The sequence below is a fragment of the Fictibacillus sp. FJAT-27399 genome, assembly GCF_001510655.1.
Lineage (GTDB): Bacteria > Bacillota > Bacilli > Bacillales > Fictibacillaceae > Fictibacillus_C > Fictibacillus_C marinisediminis.
This window is the reverse complement of the sequence record NZ_LMVC01000003.1, coordinates 18,453-41,708: the sequence shown is the minus strand read 5'-3', so window position 1 is coordinate 41,708 and position 23,256 is coordinate 18,453. Positions and strand designations below refer to the sequence as shown.

Sequence of the window (23,256 nt, the reverse complement as noted above, 5' to 3'; positions counted from 1 at the left end):
CATATGTCAAAGAGCGGTGCCTGGCACCAAATTTACTCCTCCTTATTTTATTTTCACATCCACCAGATCAGACATCTTCACCCGATGGACCTCATGGTGGAAATCTACGACGCGCAACTCTTTTTTATAGGAATCTACATAATGGACCCTCCCGATCAGTAAATGAAAATCCCCTTTTTCAAAAACGGTCATACACAGATCCAAATCCTCAGCCATCGCTTCACAGATCGTCTCTTCCATCAGCTCGTATTGCTGTTCATCCAGTTCCGGTTTTGTCTTCTTTTTATGATCCCAGTCAAACTCCCTTAAACCCTTCACATGCTCAGGCATAAACATCCCTTGCCATTTCATCTTTCCGCGGTCCCGAAGCATATTCATCACCTTCCTCACCCTATTATATGCGAATGTATGTTCGGTTTATACTGAAAATAAATGGCAAATAATGCATGTCATTTGCGGAATCTTGTAAATGGAAGGCAACCAGCCTAATGAAGTGCCCAACCTTAGGCTCCAACCAATCATGAGGAATGAGTAAATTTTAAAATATTTTTAAACAAACCTGTCATTTTCTGTTATATTATAAAAGATATTGCAACTTTTAAACTATTATATTCCAAAAATTATATACAGTCGTTTTTAATTTTAAAGAAGAGGTTGATGAAATGGACAGACGTTCAGCAAAACAGCAGCGCAAGAAAAAGCGCACGGGCTTAAAAGTTACACTGATTATACTTGGAGTTCTCTTGCTCATTGGAGCAGGCGGTTTCTACTATGTTTATGGCTCGGTGAAAAATACGGCCAACAAAATGCATGATAGTTCTGCGTGGGACGGTTCCTCTAAACGAAAGAAAGAGCTTACTCCCTCAAAAGGCGACCCGCTTTCTATTTTGATTTTGGGTGTTGATGAGCGGCAAGGTGACCGCGGCCGATCCGATACGCTAATTCTTGTCACCGTTAACCCGAATACAAACAAAATGGTAATGACCAGCATCCCGCGTGATACGCGCACAGAAATCGTTGGAAAAGGCAAGGAAGATAAAATTAACCATGCGTACGCATTCGGTGGTACGAAAATGGCGATCAAAACGGTAGAAAACTTCCTCGACGTACCAGTCGATTACTTCTTGAAAGTAAACATGGAAAGCTTCAAAGGAATCGTGGATGCCCTTGGAGGCGTCACTGTAGATAACGAACGTCTGGCGTTTAATTACGATGGCTACTCGTTCCCTAAAGGCGAGCTGAAGCTGTCCGGAAAAGAAGCACTTGCTTACACCCGTATGAGAAAACAGGATCCACAGGGTGACTTCGGCCGTAACGAACGCCAGCGCCAGGTGATCAGCGCAATCATCAACGAAGGAGCTCAAATTTCTTCGGTTACAAAAATGGGCGACATTCTGGACGTAGTCGGCACTAACGTAAAAACAAACATGACGTTTGACGAAATGAAAGACATTCAATCGAAGTATAAAGGCGCACGTAAAAATGTAGAAAACATCGAGATTAAAGGCCAAGGCCAGCGAATCGGCGGCATTTACTACCTCATCGTGCCGGAAGACGAGAAAACCAAAATTCAAACCACGTTAAAAGAACAGCTTGAACTTTAAGATGACAGCAGTGATCCTTGCACGAGGGTCGCTGCTTTTTTATGCTAAACCATTTATATAGAAATATTTTACAAATGGGGAGCCTCTCATGCATTTAAACTATGACTACAAACAAAAAGAAAAACGAAACGGAACCAGCTACATTGAAGTCCGGGATAAAGGAGAAAATGCCTTATTTGAAGCTGAACGCAAAGGCAATCAAGTGGTTTTGACAACGTACTGGCGAAACGAAAAAACGACTCGCTTTTCCATGCCTGTTGAGCTGTTTGAGAAACTGTATCGTGATCCAGGTATTTCGGAATAGGTCTTTCCCTAAGGCTCTTTTCTAAAAGATGTTGCTTTGGGAATCTTTTTGTAAATAGGCTTCATTGACAAGTTGATTGGAGTGCAAGGTGCGAGACTCCTCGAAAATGAATTTCACATTTTCTTCGTGCGATATAACGCTGCCGAAGCCTTCCTTGAACATAAATCGGTATTTTTGAACAAAAACCCTATAAATTTGAAAATAAAATATCTAGGGCGAAGACTTCGCATGTAAAAAGAGCCGATTCAGTGCTCGCTTTCGCCGCAAGATTAACCACTGAGGTAAAATTTACTCAAAATCATTCATAAAAGACCCTATTGCTTTTCGGTTGCGTTGATTTCCACAAAAAACTTAGGCAGAATGCTCTGCCAGATCTTTTTATTATCGAAAACAGGAGTTTATTATCGAAATTCTGATTTTATTAATGAAAACGCCGATATATTATCGAAAAGTCCACTTTTATTATCGAACGGTATATACACGACACCCCGCAACATAAAAAAAGCCTGCAGCCCTTTTGATTCGGGACTGCAAGCTTCATTTATTCAGGAAACTCACTTTTCTTTTCCGCCAGCTTTCTGTGCAGCTCCTCTTCTTCCTCTGAAACATAGCCTTTATGAAGGAGGGAGTTGATTTTATGGTGCTGAAAATAGATGGTGTTGTTGCCGTCGATATGTCCGCCAGGGTAAAAACAACCGATGTAATCAAAAAGCACTTCACCTTCTCCGGCGGATTGAAGCCTTCCGTAGATCATCACCGGCCGGTCGGTGTTTTCCAGGGTGATCACTGATCCGATGGGCAATGGGAAATTCTCTGTCATGGGTCGGCCTCCTTCTTTATGGGCTACTTTCCTCTTCTATCCTTTGTTTAATCCTAAAAACGAAAATGTTTACGATTTTTACAAAGTCGCTGTGAAAAAGGGTGAAAGGAAACGGAATAAGATAAAAGAAACCGTACAACGCTTGGTTGTACGAAATCAGCCATTAAATCTTCCCATCATAATGGTGTTATAGTATTTACCATCAGAAAGGATCTTGTCATTTTTTAATACCCCTTCTATTTCAAAGCCAAGTCTTTCATAAAGATGAACAGCGTTCTCATTTGTTTCTAATACATTCAATGTGATTTTTTTAATTTCATTGGAGTCCGCCCAGGCTATCGATTCTTTTAAAAGATTTTTTCCAATACCATATCCCCAAAACTCTTTTAAAATGCATATTCCAAATTCGACTTTATGGGAGAAACGAGTTAACGGATTTCCCTCGCACCTTGAAAACCCGACGATTCGATCATCAACTGCCGCAACTAAAAATAAGTTCGTTTTATTTTCACGATCTGTTTGAATGATTTGTTCAAAACCTGAGGCATCGATGAACGCCTCTCCTTTTTCTCTGTCTAAATTTTCGGTCTCTCCATCAATCTGCACTCTTAAATCAGAGAGTTCTTTTGCATCCTTATCCATTGCAGACCTGATCTTGTAATCTAACCCCTTAACATGAAATTCTTTTTTGCTAACGATCATGATACGTATCCCTCCCTGTACTTAATTAACTTGTTTACCAATTAATTACACTCCAACAAGAATAACTAATAATGAAAAAAGCCGCAAGCACTGATGCTCGCGGTTTCTTTTACCACTTATAATTGTAAATTTTCCAAGCGGCTTTGGAACTGGATTTTGAGAGATAGAGAGTTTGGTGGTAGGTGTACATATCATCTTTGTGATATTGATAGACTTTCAAATACCACTTGCCGTTCTTCGAATAATACGTAACGGAAGGCTTTTTAGGCGCCTCTTTCCCGCTCCAGTCAAATCCCCAGATTCTGTACGCTGGAAAGTCTGTCGCGAGCCACTCATAGAGTTTGTTGCCTTTTTTATCTTTTTTGTAGGACGCCATGTCATATTTTATGAGTTTGTCGATGTAGGCTGACGTGTGGGTGGGTGACAGTATCTGATGAACCTGCTTTTTCGTATACGCTTTGTTGCTTGCTATCTTGTTCTGCAGGCTGATGGCTTTGTCTGTAATCGATTTTGCTTCTGTACGGGACATCGTGTGGTAGAACCTCAAGTATTTTGTCGCAACATAGCCGTTTTTCTTGTTGTATTTGATCTTGGACCATCCGCTTTTCGTTTGGGAATAGATGGTCAGCCTGGTGTTGTCTTTATGGGACCCGATTACTTTATACTGTGTTCCTGGTCCGCTTCTGACGTTTAGCTTGCCTGATGTAACATCCACATAGGCGATTTTTGCAGGTGAGGCTTGCGCAATTTGGGACGGAAAAAGAGAAGTGACGAGCCCGATGGCCAGCAATAGAATCACTACGATTTTTAGAAAGCCCTTTTTCATGCCGGATTTTTCCTCCCTTAAGGTTTGGTATGGACATGCCTTATCGTTCCATCGTATGCTGGATGACTTTTTATTATGTAAAAATATAGAAACAATAACTAGCTTTTTCATTCCCTATTTTTTGATATTATAGTCCACAAAAAAAAACGACGAAATTTAATCAATTCGCCGCTCTACTTGTTTAGGATTTGGCTGACTCTGTTTTGCATGGATGCGATGACGGTTTTCTTGTACTTGACAGCAAGCAGCAAAACTTTGATCTGCTGGGGCCGCGACAGTTTTTTAAAGCGAGGTTCCTTCATTAAAAAAGATCGGACGATGGACCAGCTTTTCGGATGCATTGGAAAATCATCGATCGGCTGACGGCCGCTGAAACGTGTGAGCCACGTTTTGAGGCTGGATGGTTCATCGACAATGCACGGAGCGTATTTGTTTTTCGTATGTTTTTTCAGATAATCCAGCCGGTCCTGTCCGCTAACCACTACATAATGGCCGTCTTTTTTACATTTTTGGACCACGAGCACATGCATGCAGTCCCACATGATGGTACGGAGCTTCTTTAAATGCTCCGTTATTTTTATGGAGATGCCGGGTTTGATGCTGCTCAGAGGGATGTATTGCACGGTAAACTTCATGTTCTGCCTCCTCCAAATGATGAGTGAGCGTAATGTTTCTTAGGCAGTATATGAAAAGACTGGGCGGATGATACTTTGACTTTGGATGACAGAATCGAATGGTTCGCCGCCCTTCTCTTTGGCCATAATGGTAAGGATTCTAGAGATGAGGGGGTGAGGTTGTGAGGCGAAAAACTATCTGGGTGTTAAGCATACTCTTTATGATCTTCATGCTTGTCCTGTTCATCGTTTACCTCATCAAGGGAGATTCGTCTCGCTGGCAGGTCGCTTTAGGTGGTGTCGCGGTTAGTGCGCTGCCGCTTTTGCTGCTGCGGTTAAAACCGGTTCCTTTTAATACCGCCCTTATTATTGGATATTATCTGTTTCTTTTTTGTACTACGTATTTGGGCTCTATTGCGAGTTTTTATCTGCATTTCAAATGGTGGGATTCGACGCTTCATCTCTATAAGGGAGTCTTTGTCGGGTTCGCCGCTATTTCATTATATAAAATGATTGTGCCAGCACGTGTAAGGAATGATGTTTCCCCCTGGCTGATCTTCCTCTTCGTCTTCTCTCTTCCTGTTATCGCCACGGTATTTTGGGAGACCTATGAGTTCGTGGGCGATCAGTTCTTCACCCACACGATGCAGATGGGCGGAAACAAAGACACGATGCTCGATATCATCTTCGGCATGGCGGGCGGTCTGATCGTGGCGGTTTATGCAAGGGTGCGGCGGGGAAGAGATTGAATGAGTTGTTAACCGGTACCACATAGTCGGTGCCAGGCACCGGCGTTACATACTTGTGTAATTGCGGTGTCAGGCACCGTTTAAGGGAGGTTGTTGTATGTGGAGTGCAGCCATGTGGGGAGGCATTTCCGGCTCTGCTGTTTTACTGGGTGCTATAGCAGCTATGGCATTCCCCATCAAAAAGAAAATCATCGGCTTCATCATGGCGTTTGGGACGGGTGTGTTGATCGGCGCAGCCACATATGAACTGCTGGGAGAATCCGTTCATTCTGGAGGTTTGTTTCCAACATCGATGGGATTTGTAACTGGTGCGGTTGTGTTTACCGTGCTGGATCTCATTGTTTCCCGGAAAGGGGCACAAAAAAGGAAACGGTCTGCCGGCCAGGATGGAGCACCCAGCGGCTCCGGCCTTGCGATCTTTATCGGAACTGTGATGGACGCCATACCCGAATCCATTATTATCGGGGCCAGTCTCATTGAAAATAACAGTGTCAGCTGGCTGCTCGTCATCGCTATCTTTATCAGTAATATACCTGAGGGGCTCTCGAGTACATCCGGTATGCTTAAAAGCAATATAAGTAAACAGAAGATCCTCATCCTCTGGATTACGGTCCTGGTGATTTCTGCCTTCTGTTCGTGGGCTGGCTATATTTTTCTTGAAGATGCTTCTGAAGATCTGATGGCCATCATTGCCTCCTTTGCGGCAGGCGGTATCATAACTATGGTCGGCTCAACCATGCTGCCCGAAGCTTTTGAAGAAGGAGGATCCCTCGTCGGTTTGATTGCTTCCATCGGATTGCTCGCTTCTCTTATTTTGACAAAAATTTAATCATGTCATGTGGTGTCAGTCCTTGGTAGTATGGCAGTGCCAGGCACCGCTCTTTGATATAGTTCAAAAGCGGAAGCCAATATAAAATAAAGGGCCCTTTCTCAATGAGAAAGAGCCCTTTATTTTACTCGGCACTATTTGTGTTATTTTTAGCTATTCGCGCGCCTGCCACTGAACTTGCCTACCGCTACAACAAGAATAGCGAGTGCAATCGGCAAGACGAGATGAAGGTTAAAATGAACTCCCTCTAAGTAATGTCCGACAGCCTTGTCCTTTAACATCATTTCGCCAGCTGTGTAGCCTAAAAGTGCAGCACCAATGATGATGATAATTGGGAATTTCGCCATGATCTTCATAAGCAGCTGGCTTCCCCAAATGATTAACGGAATACTGATGATCAAACCAAGAATGATGAGTACAATGTTCCCGTTCGCTGCTCCCGCCACGGCTACAATGTTATCCAGACTCATAACCAAGTCGGCGATAATAATCGTTTTAATGGCTCCAGAAAGGCTGGAATTCGCCTCGATGTCTTCATCTTCTTCTCCCTTCAAAAGACTGATGGCGATCCATAAAAGCAGCAGTCCGCCAACAAAATTCAAGAAAGGAATTTTCAGTAAGTATACTGCAGCAAATGTTAAAACTACCCTTAGAAATACCGCCCCGAACGTTCCTAAGAAAATCGCTTTGTTCCTGTGCCGCTCCTCCAGGTTCCGGCAGGCAAGCGCGATGACGACCGCATTATCTCCGCTCAATACAATATTAATGAGGAGGATTTCCAAGAGATTAACCAATAAATTATCCATGAAACCACCTTATCTATAACAATTAATTTTTCTATTACCACATTATAATAGTTTACCATTTTTTAATCTATATCATAACTGTTTTGTTCATAAAAACTATTTTTGAAGCTTTGGACCGCGGTGCCTGGCACCGCACAGATGAAATTTTATCATACCTCAACATTATTAAACACAACTTAATAACACCTTGTAATACTAACGAATAAGTGATTTAATTTGCTCCCTTCCCCTTTAACACTTTGTTTAAGAAAAAACAGCTTTACAAACTAGAGTTAAAAATGAACACACTGCAAGGCTGCAGCAAAAACGGCGGTTTTGGGAGCTGCAATTTCTTTATAGGTTTTTCATTAGACTTTACGAACCCTGCACGCTTGTAGTGTCATGAGGCGTCTCTGCAGGATGCTTATGTCTATAATTTCGACATATTTCCCGGGAAAAGCACAACGATCTTGGTTGCAGGAAATGATTCACATTCTACCCATAATCTAACTGCTAACCAGCTTTATTTTTAGCCCTTCAAATTTGCATTAGAGTTTATCTTCTCACTAGGGATTGTCCCAAGTAGATTATGCCTGTCCTCATATACTGCTAGAAACACGCACACCATGTGTTTAGTTTCAAAATGTATGGAGGAGAAATTTATGAGTAAAAAAAATGAGAGCAGCAGCTCAAGCTCTAGTTCTAGCAGTTCTAGCCAGAACAAACCTGGGATCAACTGCAACATACCAGGCCCTATTATCCCATTGAACCCTGGACCTCCAGGATTCACATATTTTCAAGCTTTAAAGACAACGCCGCAGCCATTCATGGCGAATTTTATCGATGTCGTCACGTTTAATGACGTAATTTTTGACCGAAACAACGAATTTAACGTATTTGCTTCTGAATTCACAGCAACACGCACAGGTTTCTATACGTTTTGTGCTCAAGTCAAATTACGCGGTTCTCAGCCTGGCGGCGGGAACGGTCAGTTATTTTAATTTAAAAACCGGTCATCTCAAGGATTTATTGCTGAATTAGGCTCAGTTACAATCCAAGGAAACCAGTGCGTTCAAATTTCAGGATGCACCACCCAGGTCTTTCTTCAGCAAGGAGAGACTGTACAAGCCTTGTTTCAGTCTACTGTTCTGGCTACGGTCCACAGCGGCTATTTTGAAGGAATCCGCACCCAATAGTTTTTTGCAAAGGAAAAAGAGCCTTTCTGGGATCAGCAGAAAAGCTCTCTTTTTTATTCCTGCAAACGGGATCCGGATGTGTCTACGTCAGTATCTACAGGTGAATGATGCTGCACCTCTGCAGTTTCCACTTTCACTGGACGTTCCCTCTCCAGGCGTTTTACGGCATTTTTTAATTGAATGATCTTAATGAATCCAAGAAGTCCAACAGCCAGTCCCCCAATGGCAGCAGAGCCTAAAATAATGAGAACAAGCGGCCATTTGACACTTCCAAAAATATAATTAAATTCTACATTATTGCCGTTGACTACCGCAAAAACGGCGATCAACACAGCGAACAGCAAACCAAAAAGCAAATAACCTTGTGCTTTCATATTCTTTAGTCCTTTCTGTGTCCATTGATGGGATAGACGATGGTATTCAATAAGGCGCCAATGATGATGATCATGGCGGACAAGTAAAACCAAAGCATCAGAACGACAATTCCGCCGAGTTGGCCATAGAGCGCCGAATAGTTGTTTCCCCTGACATAAGCGGCAAATCCCATGGAAACGAGCTGCCAGCCGATCATGGAAAAAAAGGCGCCCGGAATCACTTTCGTCACGTTCAGCTTCACGTTCGGTGCAAAATAATAGAGTCCGATGAAGAATAGAAATAAGAAGAGACTGCCTAATCCCCATTGCATGAAAATCCATAATTTATGATAGCCATCTAATGAAAAAACATCGTTTAAATAATGCTTCATCAGCTGTTCAATGATCGGAACGAAAACGGAGAACAAGATTGCGATCATAAAGCCGATCGTAAGTATGATTCCTTCTAGAATTTGTTTTAAAAAGCTTTCCTTGACCTCCACACCATAGGCATCATTCAATACACGTTTGATACATTGAAAGCCCATGGAAGAGAGCCATAAGGTGAAAATCAAACTGAATGACAACAGATTTCCCTGCTGGTTCGTAACGGTGTACGTCAGGGTCTTCTCGATCAAGTGATACGTATTTTCAGGAGCGTATGGTTTTGCTAGTTCCAAGATGTTTTCTTCTTGTATGGGCATGTAGGACAATAAAGAATAAATCACCAATAAAAACGGAAACACAGACATCAAAAAGTAATAGGCCATTTGGGCAGACAAATCATATACTCTCAGCGTAAAAAAGCGGTTGGCGAGCTTCTTTAGAATATCAGCAGCTGTCATATTAGCCCCCTTTCTTTACGGCCATCAAGTCATTCAGCAATTATACAAAGATTATACATATCATAAAAATAAATGCAAATGAAAGGCAGTCCCACTACACCTTTAAAAAGATGGACATGGTACAGAGGATATGAAAGTTCCGTCCGATTTAGAAGTTTTTTCGTGAAAAAAGTGGTGCCAGGCACCGGCTTTTGACATATGTCAAAACGCGGTGCCTGACACCATTATGTTAACTCCTGGTGCACCTCGTGAGCCGCACGTATAGCGGATTCAATGGAGCCTTGAATCCAGCCGTGGGTCTTAGTCGCATGCTCTCCTGCAAAATGGAGTCTCCCTTCTGGTGAGGATATCGCCTCCCCGAACTCTTTTTCCTGATATGGCTTGAACATCGTAAACGCCCCGCCGGCATACTGGTTATTCGTCCAGGAATAGGATGCACCGGTTAAAAACTCCCGAAACACTTGAGATCCGTGAAAAAGGGAGAAGCACCGCAAGGTTTCCTGAACTCTTGTCTTGTTCGGCAGACAGCTCCAAAGGTTGGAATCATCCTCCCACGTATAGCTTCCAAGCACCACTCCAGCCTGGCTGCCGTTTGGATAGTGGCTCGGGTAATACGTAAACCGTGATGCCTGGTCAGATACTGCTTTTCCTCCCCGCAAACCCTCATCTTCCCAAAATCGCCTTTTAAATTGCAGTCCCACTTTTGTGGAAGGCACATAATGAAGCTCACGGATCGCTCTTCTTTTATAATAGGACAGCGATTGCTCAGGTTCGATCCGCACAAAGTTCAGAACTGAAAAAGGCAGGGTGATGATGGCACGGTCTGCTTCAAAAGTTTCTCTTTCTCTGCTGGACGGATTTTCGGTATAAAGCATAACATTTTTGGGGCTCTGTATGATCCCGGTCAATCTTTTACCCATCTGCAGCCGTTCACCAAGCCTAGGCACAAAAGCTCTCGGCAGTTGGTCATTTCCTCCTGTAACCTCATACCATTTTAGCTCTGGTTTAATAAAGATGAGCAGAATATCACGGAACGTTTCCAGAAAAGAAAGCTCAGGAAATCCTTCCAGTGACAGAAGCACCTTGATTTTATCCACCGCACCTGAAGATAAAGACCTGCCGAAGGGGTTATGTTTCAGGAAACCATCTACCGAATAGTTTCCGAAGCGTTTGATGATGAGGGGCCAATGCCGTTCAGAATCCTCGTTCACATAATCCACGAGCGGCTGAATGGCATATCTTAAAAGGTTTTCTGCCGTTTTTCCTTTCTCATGCGCAGCAACCGGGAAGCCAAGCAGATCGGGATTCTTATCATAAATACCAGAACGGACTTTTTTTCCATTAATATAAAATAAATCATCCGGCAGGGCGTTAACAAATCGGTTATACGGCAGTTTGAACTTATGAAGGTACTCAAACACCAGCTTGTGATTTTCAGGTATCCTCATAGCCCCTGCCTCAAAATGGTGCCCTTCTGAAAATGGTGATCGGACGGAGTAAATTCGTCCTCCGACCCGCTGAGACGCCTCCAGGATACGTACATCATGGCCAGCATCCAGGAGCAGCGTCCCTGCTACCAGCCCTGCTATTCCAGCCCCGGCCACTATTATTTTCTTTGGGGCTGCAGCAGGTTCCAGCCCGTTCCTGATCACGTTCAGCATTTCATCTTCTGATAGGATCCTTCTTACCATACGAAGCCCCCCAACCCTTGAATTTCTTCCCAATATATTCCTCATGCGAAAAGAAAATTAATTTTAATATAACAATAAACTTAAAGCCCTCTACTAGAATCCCAGGCGTAGGGACTGTTCTTATTCTAGAGTAAAGCCCGATTACGGTTCATAGACCAATTGGCTGTTTCCTATATAAAAATAAAAATCCCGCATCTGCGATTGACTCGCAGTTGCGGGATTTAGTTATTCGTTGTTTTGATTATGGTGCCAGGCACCCCTTTTACACACATGTCAAAACGCGGTGCCTGGCACCATCAAGTAGAGTGGCACCATTATGTAAACTCCTATACAGACAGTTCCAGCGACACCGTTGTTCCCTTTCCCACCTCTGAATGAACTTCCAGCGTCCCGCCTACAGCCCGTGCTCTTTCTTCCATGCTGAACAAACCGACACCAGGTTCATCATGTTCAGCATCGAACCCTCGGCCATTATCGCTCACATTCACATGGACACTCCCATCCGTATCCGTGCCCTGAATCGATACCGCCGCTTCAGTTACACCTGCGTATTTCCGCACATTCGTTAGCGCCTCCTGAATAACCCGGTAAATGGTCGTTTCTTTTTCAATGCCCAGCCTTCCGAAAAGCGAGCAATCAAACTTCACGTCAATCCCATAGTTTTCACCGAAACGAGACAAAAATGAACGAATGGCAGGAACAAGTCCAAGATCGTCCAGAACGGACGGGCGCAATTCCCAGGAAATATCGCGCACTTCTTCAATCAGTTCTGATGCCTCCTGCTGCATTTGCTCCAGCAGTGGATGCTCCTTTTCCGAACGCATCCGGTTGATCGTAATCAAGTGACTGTACAAATTTTGCCCGATGCCGTCATGCAAATTCCGCGACAGACGCTTCCGTTCTTCCTCCTGTACGTCCAGCAAGCGGGTCATCATATGCTGAAGCTCCTTCTCCACCCGCTTTTTATCAGTAATCTCAGAACGGATGGCCAAGTACTGATAAGGTCTTCCGCTTTCATCAAGAAATGGGACGATGGTCGTGTCCACCCAGTAATAGGATCCATCCTTTGCCCGGTTTTTCACTTCACCACGCCATACCTTGCCGCTTGAAATGGTTGACCAAAGGTTCTGCATGAACGCCTTAGGATGATAGCCCGAGTTGATCAGACGGTGATCCCGGCCCACCAGCTCCTCCCTCGGATACTGGGACACGCTGCAAAACTTATCATTCACGTAGGTGATGATCCCCCTGCGGTTGGTAATCGCCACGATCGCTGACTCGTCCAGTGCAAATTTAAAGTCGGCCAATTCCTTTTCGCGGGCATAAGTGCCAGCAGCATCCTCTGCCTCAATCTCAATATCTTGAAGGAGCAGCAAAGAATACGTCGCACCATCCAGCTCAAATGAACTCTTTCTTATAAAAAGAGGAAATTCACGGCAGCTCTTTTCTTTCCCAAAGCAGGGGACCAATTTCTCCTCTTCCAGCTTCTCGATGTTCAAGACAGGAACCAGTTCTTCAATCTTAACCTCATCTAAACTCGGCCATCCAAATCTATCTCGAGCCGCTTCATTCATTGACTTAACCGCACCGGAGGAATCAATGATTATCTGTCCTTTCCTCCCTTTATCCTTTTGGTCCACTTTCATCCCCTCTTTTCAAAAGAGCTATTTATACCCTAGGAGTCCTTTTTTTAGAGCATATTCAACCAGTTCTGGCCTGGTTTTCAATTTAAGTTTCTCCATTAGATGGCCTTTATGGGTCTCCACCGTCTTCACACTGATAACCAGCTGTTCACCGATTTCTTTATTAGAATAGCCTTTGGCGATCAAGGTCAATACTTCCTTTTCACGGTCTGACAGCAACCTGTAGGTATCCGTTGTTCCCTGTTTCACATGATTTAAATATTCTTCCATAAGGCGTTTGATAGCCGCCGGATTCAAATAAGCATTTCCATGATAGACACTCTGGATGGCTGCCATGAGTTCTTCGTGCGGTGCACTTTTCAAAATACATCCTGAAGCACCTGCCTGAATCGCCTGAAATAAATATTCCTCATCGTTGTGCATCGTTAAAATCAGGATGGCACAGTCAGGAAGCTGCTTCTTTAACTCAGAGGTCGCCGACAGCCCATCCTTGCCATGCGGCATGCTCAAATCCATGATGACAACATCCGGCTTGAGCTCCAGTGCTTTTTGAATCCCTTCGTTACCTTCCGATGCCTCCCCGGCTACATCGAAATCCGGATGAGCGTTCAGCAGCATCATGAGCCCCTGCCGCACCACCGCATGATCATCCACAAGCAAAATCCTAATCAAGGTAGGTCCCTCCTTCCTCTTTTCATCACATTTCTTCTAGTTTACCATTTTCGGTTTTGGTTTGGTGCCAGGCACCGGCTTTTGACATATGTCAAAATGCGGTGCCTGGCACCAAACAATTCTCCACCAAACCCCTCCACCAAACAATCCAATTGTTAGCCGCATTAATATTTGGGTTAGGTAAAGAGGATTTTGTTTCTTAAGCAAAGAATTTAGTAGGATAGAAAAATAATTTCAGTATAAGAATCCAAACGAACACCACTACTTCCCTGATTTCAACTTAATCGATACAGTAGATGCTTACCCGTTTCATCACAGCCATTGTTGCGCTTACGAACGGAAACATGCCATTCTGCACGGAAAATTTTTTAAAAAAGGGGAGGTTCAATAAGTGGTGATCGAAAAACAGCTCTATACGTTTATGCTAGACCATTCACATCACATGGCAGAAGATTGGCTTCAAAGCAGAGCCACAGAAGAATATTATATTTATTCGCTTAACGCTTCAAGAGAGATTGAAAGTACGCTTCGAAAACAGCATATTAAATTCACCAATATGCTCGCTGACTGCATGATGAGTGGGCACGATCCTTATCCGTGGGCCAAAGAACTCGCCCAACAAAGGAAGAGTGCTGGCGTTCCGCTTATTAAAATTCTTCAGAATTTCAACCGCTGCCGAGAGATTTCCTGGCGGTATATCCAGCAGTTTGCCGATTCCTATGCCGAAGACGTCCGCACCTCTCACATCGGTGCGTGGAGTTTACAGTTTAACCGTGCTTTTGACCGTGTGATTGAAGTTTTCACCAGCCATTATCACCAATTCGACGATGCCGTAACATTCGAGCATCGAAACATGATCCAGATGGGAGTTCCCGTTATCCCCATTACTGAGAACATTGGAATTTTGCCGCTAGTCGGTGAATTGGATACATTTCGGGCCACTTTCATTCAGGAGCAGACACTAAACAAGGCAAGCAGCCTGAAGCTTCAGTATTTGATCATTGATCTGTCCGGTGTCTATACTCTCGACACCACGGTAGCCGATGAGCTCTTTACGGTCATCAAGCAGCTATCCTTGCTCGGCATCAAAGCAATCATATCTGGAATTCGTCCGGAGATTGCACAAACCAGTATCAAGCTTGGTTTGAATTTCTCGGATATCTTAACGTTTGGAAGTCTTAAAGTCGCCTTGGCCCATTTACTTGAACCTAAGAAAAAAGTGAAGATTTAGGTTAACTGAATTTGAATTGCCGCAGAGTCTTCTATTCATTTAATCTTAGTCATTCAAAGTTCACAGCCTGTCTTTTAAAATGCTTCTTCATGGACTATGGAAGATTACAATAAAGCAAGGTTTAGGGTAGTTAATAGACTTTTTTTACCTCTGAATAGTACGTTGCCTCAATCCCCTATCGCCGAGCTTTCCTGCAAACACGATACCTATACTTTTAATTCCCAATGTTTCGAGATCACTAGGTTTTTTCTGCCAACACACAAAAAACCGAATCATGGCCTTTTTAAAAGCATCTTAGATTCGGGGTTACAAACACTTTTCTTATTTTAATATAATTCTTCCCTGAACATCTGTCTTTTTCTTAACTTATGCTTTGGCCACAAATAAAAGGGCCGTAATTGATGAAAATAACTTTTTCCAAATTAAACCAAACAACCTTCGCTATTTTATTTATGGGAAAATAACAAATATTATTTTACATAAATAGCAATGAAGAATAAAAGTAATTTAGAGGTCCCTGTTCTATACCCCTTATACCTTCCACCCCAATTCGTTAATGTAATAGTTTAATAGTTTTTTATAGTTTTCACCGTACTTCTCGTCCAATTCCTTGCTGAAGTCCTGTTCGATCTGCTGCATGATCAGGTCATGGTAGAAGCCATTTTTCAGCATCTCAATTACAGCTGGATGATCTGTCTCTGCCGAAGACGGTTTGAGTGTCCCGCCAAAGCTCCCTATAAAAGCTGTTTTTGAATCGCATAGAAGAGAGAATTTACGTTCATCTGTATGCCATTGATCATCTCTTTGGCGGACGATCACATTTTCCAAGGGTATGCTTGTTTCTCCAATCGATATGAGCACAACCGTTACTCCCCGTTTTTCTGCGTCGAGCAGTACGTCTTCCATCCATGAAAGGTCCTCTGCCCAGATTTCAGCTACAATCGATGTTTCCGCATTGGCGATCACTCTGCGGAGTGCAAGATCAAGTCCCCTGTTTCCCTGCCAATTATAAAAGGCGGGTGCAGGCTGCGGAGGAGTCTTCAATTCTTGGATAAGCACTTTGGACGTTTGCTCAAATTCTGTTTGAAAAAGACGCACCAAATCCTCGATCGGCACGGCATTGTATCGAACCGAATCTCCTTCCTTGCTTCGGCATGCCCCTTTTTCCGCGAGAGACCTTAGCGCGGAGTACACATTTGCCCGTGACACCGCTACCCTTTTCGCCACTTCATAGCCTGTCAGTTCAGGTTCTTCGTGCAATGTGATATAGCATTTAGCCTCGAGTTCCGTCATTCCTAGTTTTTTCAATAGATCAATCATTATTTTCCCTCCGATTATTTCGGTGCCAGGCACCGCAGTAGTGTTTCTTAAAACTACTAAAGAGGAGTATTTTATAATACTACATAAGTTTATTCTACTTTATGATAGCCGAATATTCCATTATTTTTCATCTTCCTGTTGAATGATTGCCACAAATTTTAACGTTCGGTGTGTGCCTGGAGGAATTGCAATCGGATCTTAGTGATGGCGAGCCTTATGAAGGCAAAGAGCAGATACACGGGCGCGTGATCAAGATGAGTAGCCTTGCAGAAAAGGCATCAACACAGGTTACTTCCTATAAACTTAGTCCCCGTACGCTCATTGTTGTCCGAGAAGGAGTTTTAGTTGCCATCGAAAAGCAATTGATCTCTTTTGGAATTGATGAGACGCTGAGGGTATCCAAGCTACAGCTGGAAAAAGGCCTCTTGCAGCAATTTGATGACTATGTTTCTATATTGAATGTAGATATCCTGGATATTTTTGTGGACTGGGACTTCGAACTGGATAACAGTGTGATTACGTTCATTTTAAAACCAAAAGAATAACGTGCGGCAGTAATGAATTGGACAATGTGTGTCAAACATGAGCCGAACGAAGAGTGAAGGGCAGTCCTTTTCTTTTCGGCTCTTTTTGCGTCCGGAAAGAGCTAATCGGACGAGCAAGTTATAACAAAGGGGTTTTGTCGATATTGCTGACCAACACGAGATTTTGTTGTTTATGAAAGAGCTCCGTCGAGTGCTTCAAGATTACAGCAGATGCAAGAAAGGGTTTTTCAGAAAAAATCGGTGAGGACATCCTGTTTTCAGCACCATTGTTTATGAAGAGCAGCTTAGCCGATTAGATGAAACTAGCGAGCCGGACCTGTTAGAACGGGATGGTTAACAGCAGTAAATCGGGAGGAAACAACGAATACTATATTAGGAATAAAAGAGGTACCCTGTTTGAAAAAATGATCTGAAATGTCATCATAAAACTAAAAAATTCAGGTGGAACTCGATGGATAAATTGAAAGCAGAAAAGGATTTAAGCAGTTATATCGGAAGAATTCTTAGAGATCATTTTGGAAGAGGACCTGGCTCTGTTTTGTCACACTGTCCAAACCCTATGTGACAATGTACTTTACAAAATTTCTTTCACCCACCGAACGTTCACTGCTTAACACCAACCAGGCAGCTTTTATCCAAAAGATACGGGATATGCTGATGGAGCAGGTCATTGGGGAAATTTCGGATTACCTTAAACTGCAGCTTGGGATCGATGTTCAGGAATTTTATTATGATTGGAACCTGGAGACCCAGACAGGCATGTTTGTTGCTGTCAGTAAGGACTCCGAAGCTGGATTATCTGACCTCATATATACAAACCAAAGGCAAGTGCATGATGAGATCGACCGGATGAGCTTTGAGGCGGAAAAGAGCCCCGAAGGAATTTCGTCCTACCTGCTGAATGCCAGAACGCTGATTATTTTCCGCGACAAAATTTTGGTTAATATTGAAAAAGAAATGATCGCTCAGGGGGCCGATGAAACGCTCCGAATCGCAAAGCGGAGGCTGGAAAGAAGGCTGCTGGGTGAACATACGCCACAGCTGGAGAAGCTTCTTGGCACCACGATTGCTGACTATTTTATTGACTGGGATTTTGAGCTTGACCGGAGCGCTGCGATATTAATATTAGAACCAATTTCATAAGGGCAGCAACAAGCTAGGCATGGAACTAGATGTAAGCCAAAAGGAAGGATGTCACAGCCCTCTTTTTGGCGTTTTTTTATGATGTGCAGCAAAGGGGATGGTACGCATGCTACATAATCACCACATAGGAAATTTAACAGGAAAACAAAGGGTAACGCGCTATGCTTGATACCATCATTGTCAATATTCACTCAGAACAGGATATCGTGGATGCAAGACAGCATGGGAAACGACTCTCCAAAAAGCTAAAATTCTCAACGATCAACCAGATTCGGATTACTACAGCTGTCTCAGAACTTGCCAGAAATATTTATTTATACGCAGGAAAGGGCAAAATAACGTTTGAGTCCCTTTTTAAACAGCAGAAATCCGGCATTAAAATCATTGCTTCTGATCAAGGGCCTGGGATCAAAGAGGTTCGAAAAGTGCTGGAAGACGGCTACTCTACCTCAGGGGGCCTTGGAATGGGGCTGCCCGGGGTAAAACGGCTGATGGATGAATTTATCATCGATTCACACGACGGGGCTGGCACGACCATCACTGCCGTAAAATGGGTGCAATGACGGTGAAAATCCAAGGTGTGTGATGGATCTGCGCCTTATTTTGACAAATGTTTGTCATTTGCTTCAACTCAGTTGACTACCGGCTCCGTATACCCCATGATGTCAAGTGTGAGTATATATTACTAAAGGAGCTTTTCTCTATGGATAAAGCCTTTAAAGCAATGGCCGTCTTTACAAGTGTCATCATGTTTTTATTAATGATCGCCGGTACTCTTGTGACTGACACAGACTCCGGCATGGGGTGCGGCAGTGACTGGCCATTATGTAATGGTAAATTTATTCCCGAATATACCGTTGCAACGATGATCGAATATACGCATCGTCTGATCACCGGTTTTGCAGGGATTGTTGTTATTATTTTCTCGATTTGGGCATGGCGCCGTTACCGCGGCATCCGTGAAGTGAAGGGTCTTGCCATTCTCGGAATCAGTTTTATTATCGTAGAATCCATTATTGGTGCAGCAGCTGTTTTATGGCCGCAATCGGCTGAGGTTCTTGCGATGCATTTCGGATTTTCGCTGTTAGCCTTTACAGGTGTAGTTCTCTTGAGTGTGTTTGTCGTACAAAAGGACAGGTCCCATTTGCTCGTTAAAAGTGCCGTATCGAAGCGTTTTAAGTGGTTTGCCTGGATTACGGTCGCTTATGCATATCTTGATATCTATTCCGGTGCGTACTTGCGCCACGTAAAAGCAAGTCTGGCGTGTACTGATTTTCCTGGCTGCTATCCCGGCAATTTTCTGCCGCTTTCCGGACTGCCTGGTATTCACTACCTTCACCGTATGGCAGCTGTCGTACTGTTCTGTCTTGTACTTGGATTGTTGATCTACTCCTACAGGCATTTGCGCGGCAACCGGCCGGATCTTTATTACGCATCACTTACCGCGTTTATTTTAACACTCTTGCAGGGTGTCAGCGGCGTGCTCGTCGTTCTTACCCGCTTGAACATTTTTGCTACATTGTCTCATTCAGCTTTAATCACTCTGCTGTTTGCGGTGCTGTTCTATATTGCATTGCAGACGAGGAAAAAACCCGAATAATGAAGAAAAGCGGTCCAGGACGAGTAGCCTGGGCCGCTTTTTTATGTTGCTTGTACTTAGCCAGATGAAAATGATTGCGTCGAAACCGGTCAATTCATGTCGAAAGGAATCCAATCGATAATAAAAATGTCCTTTTCGATAATAAATCCCGGTTTTCGATAATAAAAATAGAATATCGATAATATATCCGTTTTATCGATAATAAAAGCCTTGGACAGTGGATGGACAAGATAAATAAGCTGAAAATCCTCCTTAACATGCAGTAAAAAGGCTTCCCACACCTCACAAAAGCCGAAATGCCACGGTTTTAAGCGTATGTAGAACTATTTACTTATTTATTCATCAAAAACACTTCAAATCTTTCAAAAAAAGCTAAAAAACGCAGCATATGAGAAGAGCAAAATAAAACCACAGAAGGAACACACCTTCTGTGGCACTTAACTTTAGTTCACATGCAAAAACTTCACGCAAACCGGATAAGGAACGAACGCATCCGATTGTAAAAGCGTCAGTTTGCCTGTATTTTCGTCTCTTGAGAACAGGACGAGGTTGCCTGACTCCTGGTTGGAAGCCACGATGAATTTTCCGGAAGGATCGAGCATGAAATCACGCGGCCAGTCGCCTTCTGTCGGCGTGCGGTCGACAAAGGTCAGTTCGCCTGATTCATCCTTCACGCTGAAGATTGCGATGCTGTTGTGTCCGCGGTTACCTGCGTAAACAAAACGGCCGTCGGAAGAAACATGAATCGCACTTCCTTGGTTGTTTTCCGTAAAATCTTCAGGAATGGTGGAAATGGACTGAAGGATCGAAAAGCTTCCATTTTCTTCGTTGTATGCCAATACGATGACTTCCGAGCTGAACTCCGTCATGAGGTAGGCGATTTTTCCGTTCGGATGGAACTCGAGATGCCTCGGACCGCTCCCAGGCTTCACAGACAGGCTGCTCACCTCTTTTAGCTCTCCGTTATAGAGCTGATATGTGATGAGCTTGTCGATTCCAAGATCAACGACAGCTGCATATTTTTCATCCGGAGTAAAACCTGCATAGTGGGTGTGCGGCTTTTCCTGTCTTTCATCGGGGCCAGAACCTTCATGCTGGATAACGGAAGTTGCAGGGTGCACGCCTTTTCCTTGTTCGACCGCCAAACGCTCAACCGTTCCTCTGTGATAGTTCGCCGTCAGCACGTTGCGGTTTTCACGGTCCACACTGACATGGCAAGGAGAAGCTCCCTCTGTCAGCTGGCTGTTCAGCAGTGTCAGCCCTCTTGATTCATTGGTGATCGAGTAAGCAGCAACGCCTCCCATATCTCCGTCCTTTTTTACGGCATAAAGATATTGATTGTCTTCACTGATCGTTAAGTATGTAGGATTCCCTAGTTGAGCTGCTGCTTTAATATCTGTAATTCTGCCTTCTTCTGTATCGAGCGTAAAAGAGTAGATACCTTTGCTTTCACCTTTAGTATAGGTTCCGATATAGCCTGAGTACTTTGTCATCGTAATGATCTCCTCTCTAAAATTCTGATTTCTTAAATTCTAACACAAGCTGTCCTCGAGAAACCCGTTCGAACCCTTATTGTTCACGCAAAAAAAGCATGATATTCATTCCGAATACCATGCTTGAAGGTTTTATTCGACTGCTTCCTCTGCTGTCCAGGCTGCTTTTGTGAGCGATTTTTCCAGTTGTTTCACTGCTTTTTTGAAGGCTTCAGGATCCTTCGCCTGCTGTGCTTCAACTAATGCCGGCAATGGCTGAGCGGCGTAACCGGTAGTGAGTCCCGGTGCAAAAATCTGATGCTTGAACCAGCTTCGGCTCGCAAGCCCCTGTTTGCTGATCAGGTCACGCTCCTGCTGGATCAATGCGGAGTTCAGCTGTTTCCATTGCTTCGGCTTCCCTTTTCCGCTGTTCAGGAGCCCTTGGCTGTAAGTTTCCAGTTGTTTCGAGGCTTCTTCCCACTCTTTCGCCTTTGCTTTTAAACCGCTGATATCCACACCTAGTGTTCCGTCTTTCTCCACGTCAGCAAGCAGTTTTTGCACAGATTCCGCATACTCGGAGTATTGGAACGGAAGAACTTGTGCGTTGGCCAGCCTCAGGGCCATGAGACCGGTAAAACGTCCAGCTGCAGCCTGGTGTTTGTAGCCTGGGTCAAAAAAACGTTCCACAGAATCTGAGTTATCATAGGCACTGTGATAAAGGCCGCCCGCTGCACCAAAGCCGACATCAGCAGAAGGCACACCGAGGTGCTGAAGAAAGGCCGTATAGTCTGAGCCGCTGCCCAACAAGTCGATCTCTTGTTCTTTGCCGTCGTTTCTGACGAGCATGTCATCATAAACGGACAGACCTGATCGCGGTTCTGTGACCTTTTTGGCCACATCATAGATCAAAGGATTTAGAGAAGGCACAGCACCGGCACCGAAAAACTGTCCGGCGATACCGTCCATGTTAATGTAAGCGACAGCATCCTTCGTCAGTTCTTTCTGGTGCTGTTCCGCGTATTCAGTGGAACCAAGCAGTCCGTATTCTTCTCCATCCCAGCCTGCAAGGACAATCGTACGATCCGGGCGCCAGCCGTTTTCATACAGCTTGCCGAGGGAACGGGCCATCTCCATGATCGTGGACCAGCTGGAAATGTTATCACTTGCACCATACGTCCACGTGTCTCTGTGGCCGCCTATGATGATTTTTTCATTCGGATACTTGGCTCCTTTAAACGTCACGGTAATATCATGAATCGGTTTTGTTTCATACTCAATATCAAGGTTGAGGCGAACCTTGGAAGCTTCATTTCCGAGGTGATATTTAAAAGGAAGGCCTCCCTGCCATGCTTTTGGCGCCTCTTTGCCGCCCATGGCCTGGAGCAGTCCTTGTGCCTCGCCGTAGGAGATCGGCGTTGTCGGGATTCTTGGCAGTGAATTGGCTTTATTGGCCTGGATTCGTTTCACACCGTCGACCGATGCTTTCCCGGGAGTCAGCGGATCGCCCGGGTAACGGTAGATATAGAGGATACTTCCGCGCTGGATGGCATCTTTCGGGCGCCACGGTCCTTCAGGGTATACCGGCCCTTTGACATATCCGTCATCTTTCGGATCGGAATAGATTAAAACACCTTTCGCTCCGTATTGGGAGGCAAGATCCGGCTTCACGCCGCGGAAGTTTTTGCCGTAGCGGACGATGACGATCTTGTCTTTGACCGATACGCCCTGCATGGCCAAAGCCTTGAAGTCTTCAGGTGTACCGTAGTTGGCATATACAAGCTCACCTTCTGCATCTCCTGAAGGGGAATAGGCGTTATAGCCTTCAACGACTTCATTTTTAAAAGGCGTGCCTTTCTTTAAATCTTCGGTGACTTTGAGTTCTCGCTGAAACGGTGCGGTCTGGGTGACGGAGATGCTGTTGGGGTGGGATAGGTAGACATCGTAGGTGTGGACCTTCGGCTTTAAGCCTGCTTTCTTCAGTTCGTTGAGCGCATATTGGACGCCGGCATCATTGCCCTTCGTGCCGACCAAAGCCGGTCGTTTGCTTAGCGCTCTGCCGTACTTCTTGATCGAGTTTTCCTTTACACCGTTCTGGAATTTCGTTTCAAACTCTGTCTGCCAATCGGACTTGTCCTTTGCAAAACCTGTCAGATCCTCTTGCTTTGTCTGTGCGGATGCATGTGTGAAAGGCAGAGCTGCGGATGCCAAAAGTGCAAGCGCCATGCTGCTTGCCAGGTACTTCTTCCTAAGTGATCCGGAATTTTTACGTTTTCCCAATCCTAAAACCTCCCTCGCTTTTTGATTATATTAGT

24 protein-coding genes are annotated in these 23,256 nt (G+C 44.2%); 10 read left to right on the top strand and 14 right to left on the bottom strand.

The window, feature by feature from the left end; translation table 11 throughout:
• Positions 1-42 precede the first annotated feature (42 nt).
• Positions 43-378 carry a YolD-like family protein gene (locus tag AR335_RS14395; protein WP_234293305.1) on the bottom strand — a complete coding sequence of 112 codons (336 nt, stop codon included), beginning with the start codon at positions 376-378 and terminating at the stop codon, positions 43-45.
• A 284-nt stretch (positions 379-662) separates the two neighbouring features.
• On the opposite strand from AR335_RS14395, the gene AR335_RS14390 reads away from it, so the two are divergent.
• Together AR335_RS14390 and AR335_RS14385 are read left to right on the top strand one after the other, a co-directional pair.
• Positions 663-1,604, top strand: a complete 942-nt coding sequence (locus tag AR335_RS14390) for a LytR family transcriptional regulator (protein ID WP_062237183.1) — start codon at positions 663-665, stop codon at positions 1,602-1,604.
• An 88-nt stretch (positions 1,605-1,692) separates the two neighbouring features.
• A complete protein-coding gene (locus AR335_RS14385) occupies positions 1,693-1,908 on the top strand; it encodes a hypothetical protein (RefSeq protein WP_062237181.1) in 216 nt (71 codons plus the stop codon).
• A 541-nt stretch (positions 1,909-2,449) separates the two neighbouring features.
• On the opposite strand, the gene AR335_RS14380 is transcribed toward AR335_RS14385, so the two are convergent.
• The 4 genes from AR335_RS14380 to AR335_RS14365 all read right to left on the bottom strand — a co-directional run bounded on the left by AR335_RS14380 (position 2,450) and on the right by AR335_RS14365 (position 4,891).
• Positions 2,450-2,728 (bottom strand): DUF4176 domain-containing protein, encoded by a 279-nt coding sequence (locus AR335_RS14380; RefSeq protein WP_053356604.1) that lies wholly within the window; start codon positions 2,726-2,728, stop codon positions 2,450-2,452.
• 156 nt (positions 2,729-2,884) lie between these two features.
• Positions 2,885-3,430 carry a GNAT family N-acetyltransferase gene (locus AR335_RS14375; RefSeq protein WP_062237179.1) on the bottom strand — a complete coding sequence of 182 codons (546 nt, stop codon included), beginning with the start codon at positions 3,428-3,430 and terminating at the stop codon, positions 2,885-2,887.
• A gap of 109 nt (positions 3,431-3,539) precedes the next feature.
• Positions 3,540-4,256 (bottom strand): SH3 domain-containing protein, encoded by a 717-nt coding sequence (locus tag AR335_RS14370; protein WP_062237178.1) that lies wholly within the window; start codon positions 4,254-4,256, stop codon positions 3,540-3,542.
• A gap of 173 nt (positions 4,257-4,429) precedes the next feature.
• Positions 4,430-4,891 carry a hypothetical protein gene (locus AR335_RS14365; protein WP_062237177.1) on the bottom strand — a complete coding sequence of 154 codons (462 nt, stop codon included), beginning with the start codon at positions 4,889-4,891 and terminating at the stop codon, positions 4,430-4,432.
• A gap of 161 nt (positions 4,892-5,052) precedes the next feature.
• Between AR335_RS14365 and AR335_RS14360 the strand changes: the two genes are divergently transcribed.
• Positions 5,053-5,619, top strand: coding sequence for a hypothetical protein (locus AR335_RS14360; RefSeq protein WP_062237176.1), 567 nt, complete (start codon positions 5,053-5,055; stop codon positions 5,617-5,619).
• Positions 5,620-5,716: 97 nt separating this feature from the next.
• Entirely contained in the window at positions 5,717-6,448 is a 732-nt protein-coding gene (locus AR335_RS14355) for a ZIP family metal transporter (RefSeq protein WP_062237174.1), read from the top strand.
• 149 nt (positions 6,449-6,597) lie between these two features.
• On the opposite strand, the gene AR335_RS14350 is transcribed toward AR335_RS14355, so the two are convergent.
• On the bottom strand, positions 6,598-7,254 hold the full coding sequence (locus AR335_RS14350; RefSeq protein WP_062237172.1) for a TerC family protein: 657 nt from the start codon (positions 7,252-7,254) through the stop codon (positions 6,598-6,600).
• A gap of 641 nt (positions 7,255-7,895) precedes the next feature.
• Between AR335_RS14350 and AR335_RS14345 the strand changes: the two genes are divergently transcribed.
• Entirely contained in the window at positions 7,896-8,234 is a 339-nt protein-coding gene (locus AR335_RS14345) for a hypothetical protein (protein WP_062237170.1), read from the top strand.
• Between the two features lie 248 nt (positions 8,235-8,482).
• Here AR335_RS14345 and AR335_RS14340 read toward each other — a convergent pair whose 3' ends face one another.
• The 5 genes from AR335_RS14340 to AR335_RS14320 all read right to left on the bottom strand — a co-directional run bounded on the left by AR335_RS14340 (position 8,483) and on the right by AR335_RS14320 (position 13,633).
• Entirely contained in the window at positions 8,483-8,803 is a 321-nt protein-coding gene (locus AR335_RS14340) for a LapA family protein (protein WP_062237167.1), read from the bottom strand.
• A gap of 5 nt (positions 8,804-8,808) precedes the next feature.
• Positions 8,809-9,627, bottom strand: coding sequence for a YihY/virulence factor BrkB family protein (locus tag AR335_RS14335; protein ID WP_062237165.1), 819 nt, complete (start codon positions 9,625-9,627; stop codon positions 8,809-8,811).
• A 224-nt stretch (positions 9,628-9,851) separates the two neighbouring features.
• Complete coding sequence (locus AR335_RS14330) at positions 9,852-11,318, bottom strand: flavin monoamine oxidase family protein (RefSeq protein WP_062237163.1); 1,467 nt, start codon at positions 11,316-11,318, stop codon at positions 9,852-9,854.
• A 326-nt stretch (positions 11,319-11,644) separates the two neighbouring features.
• Entirely contained in the window at positions 11,645-12,964 is a 1,320-nt protein-coding gene (locus AR335_RS14325) for a PAS domain-containing sensor histidine kinase (protein WP_156419004.1), read from the bottom strand.
• Between the two features lie 18 nt (positions 12,965-12,982).
• Entirely contained in the window at positions 12,983-13,633 is a 651-nt protein-coding gene (locus AR335_RS14320; RefSeq protein WP_062237161.1) for a response regulator, read from the bottom strand.
• Between the two features lie 391 nt (positions 13,634-14,024).
• On the opposite strand from AR335_RS14320, the gene AR335_RS14315 reads away from it, so the two are divergent.
• A complete protein-coding gene (locus tag AR335_RS14315) occupies positions 14,025-14,864 on the top strand; it encodes an STAS domain-containing protein (protein ID WP_062237159.1) in 840 nt (279 codons plus the stop codon).
• Positions 14,865-15,395: 531 nt separating this feature from the next.
• Here the strand turns inward: AR335_RS14315 and AR335_RS14310 are convergent.
• Positions 15,396-16,184 carry a TrmB family transcriptional regulator gene (locus AR335_RS14310; RefSeq protein ID WP_062237157.1) on the bottom strand — a complete coding sequence of 263 codons (789 nt, stop codon included), beginning with the start codon at positions 16,182-16,184 and terminating at the stop codon, positions 15,396-15,398.
• A gap of 185 nt (positions 16,185-16,369) precedes the next feature.
• On the opposite strand from AR335_RS14310, the gene AR335_RS14305 reads away from it, so the two are divergent.
• The 4 genes from AR335_RS14305 (at position 16,370) to AR335_RS14290 (ending at position 19,472) form a co-directional block, all read left to right on the top strand.
• A complete protein-coding gene (locus AR335_RS14305; protein WP_062237155.1) occupies positions 16,370-16,729 on the top strand; it encodes a Na-translocating system protein MpsC family protein in 360 nt (119 codons plus the stop codon).
• Positions 16,730-17,275: 546 nt separating this feature from the next.
• On the top strand, positions 17,276-17,872 hold the full coding sequence (locus AR335_RS14300) for a Na-translocating system protein MpsC family protein (RefSeq protein WP_255357593.1): 597 nt from the start codon (positions 17,276-17,278) through the stop codon (positions 17,870-17,872).
• A 161-nt stretch (positions 17,873-18,033) separates the two neighbouring features.
• The gene (locus AR335_RS14295) at positions 18,034-18,435 is read left to right on the top strand and encodes an anti-sigma regulatory factor (RefSeq protein ID WP_062237151.1); all 402 of its coding nucleotides are present in this window, start codon (positions 18,034-18,036) and stop codon (positions 18,433-18,435) included.
• A 140-nt stretch (positions 18,436-18,575) separates the two neighbouring features.
• Positions 18,576-19,472: a COX15/CtaA family protein gene (locus AR335_RS14290; RefSeq protein ID WP_062237149.1), complete on the top strand. Its 897-nt coding sequence runs from the start codon at positions 18,576-18,578 to the stop codon at positions 19,470-19,472.
• 443 nt (positions 19,473-19,915) lie between these two features.
• Here AR335_RS14290 and AR335_RS14285 read toward each other — a convergent pair whose 3' ends face one another.
• Positions 19,916-20,965: a lactonase family protein gene (locus AR335_RS14285; protein WP_062237147.1), complete on the bottom strand. Its 1,050-nt coding sequence runs from the start codon at positions 20,963-20,965 to the stop codon at positions 19,916-19,918.
• 132 nt (positions 20,966-21,097) lie between these two features.
• A complete protein-coding gene (locus tag AR335_RS14280; protein WP_062237145.1) occupies positions 21,098-23,221 on the bottom strand; it encodes a M28 family metallopeptidase in 2,124 nt (707 codons plus the stop codon).
• Between the last annotated feature and the right edge of the window lie 35 nt (positions 23,222-23,256).

Coding starts and splice junctions, on each gene's coding strand:
- AR335_RS14395 (WP_234293305.1), bottom strand. CDS start 378: ATGAATATGCTTCGGGACCGCGGAAAGATGAAATGGCAAGGGATGTTT.
- AR335_RS14390 (WP_062237183.1), top strand. CDS start 663: ATGGACAGACGTTCAGCAAAACAGCAGCGCAAGAAAAAGCGCACGGGC.
- AR335_RS14385 (WP_062237181.1), top strand. CDS start 1,693: ATGCATTTAAACTATGACTACAAACAAAAAGAAAAACGAAACGGAACC.
- AR335_RS14380 (WP_053356604.1), bottom strand. CDS start 2,728: ATGACAGAGAATTTCCCATTGCCCATCGGATCAGTGATCACCCTGGAA.
- AR335_RS14375 (WP_062237179.1), bottom strand. CDS start 3,430: ATGATCGTTAGCAAAAAAGAATTTCATGTTAAGGGGTTAGATTACAAG.
- AR335_RS14370 (WP_062237178.1), bottom strand. CDS start 4,256: ATGAAAAAGGGCTTTCTAAAAATCGTAGTGATTCTATTGCTGGCCATC.
- AR335_RS14365 (WP_062237177.1), bottom strand. CDS start 4,891: ATGAAGTTTACCGTGCAATACATCCCTCTGAGCAGCATCAAACCCGGC.
- AR335_RS14355 (WP_062237174.1), top strand. CDS start 5,717: ATGTGGAGTGCAGCCATGTGGGGAGGCATTTCCGGCTCTGCTGTTTTA.
- AR335_RS14350 (WP_062237172.1), bottom strand. CDS start 7,254: ATGGATAATTTATTGGTTAATCTCTTGGAAATCCTCCTCATTAATATT.
- AR335_RS14345 (WP_062237170.1), top strand. CDS start 7,896: ATGAGTAAAAAAAATGAGAGCAGCAGCTCAAGCTCTAGTTCTAGCAGT.
- AR335_RS14340 (WP_062237167.1), bottom strand. CDS start 8,803: ATGAAAGCACAAGGTTATTTGCTTTTTGGTTTGCTGTTCGCTGTGTTG.
- AR335_RS14335 (WP_062237165.1), bottom strand. CDS start 9,627: ATGACAGCTGCTGATATTCTAAAGAAGCTCGCCAACCGCTTTTTTACG.
- AR335_RS14330 (WP_062237163.1), bottom strand. CDS start 11,318: ATGGTAAGAAGGATCCTATCAGAAGATGAAATGCTGAACGTGATCAGG.
- AR335_RS14325 (WP_156419004.1), bottom strand. CDS start 12,964: ATGAAAGTGGACCAAAAGGATAAAGGGAGGAAAGGACAGATAATCATT.
- AR335_RS14310 (WP_062237157.1), bottom strand. CDS start 16,184: ATGATTGATCTATTGAAAAAACTAGGAATGACGGAACTCGAGGCTAAA.
- AR335_RS14295 (WP_062237151.1), top strand. CDS start 18,034: ATGCTTGATACCATCATTGTCAATATTCACTCAGAACAGGATATCGTG.
- AR335_RS14290 (WP_062237149.1), top strand. CDS start 18,576: ATGGATAAAGCCTTTAAAGCAATGGCCGTCTTTACAAGTGTCATCATG.
- AR335_RS14285 (WP_062237147.1), bottom strand. CDS start 20,965: ATGACAAAGTACTCAGGCTATATCGGAACCTATACTAAAGGTGAAAGC.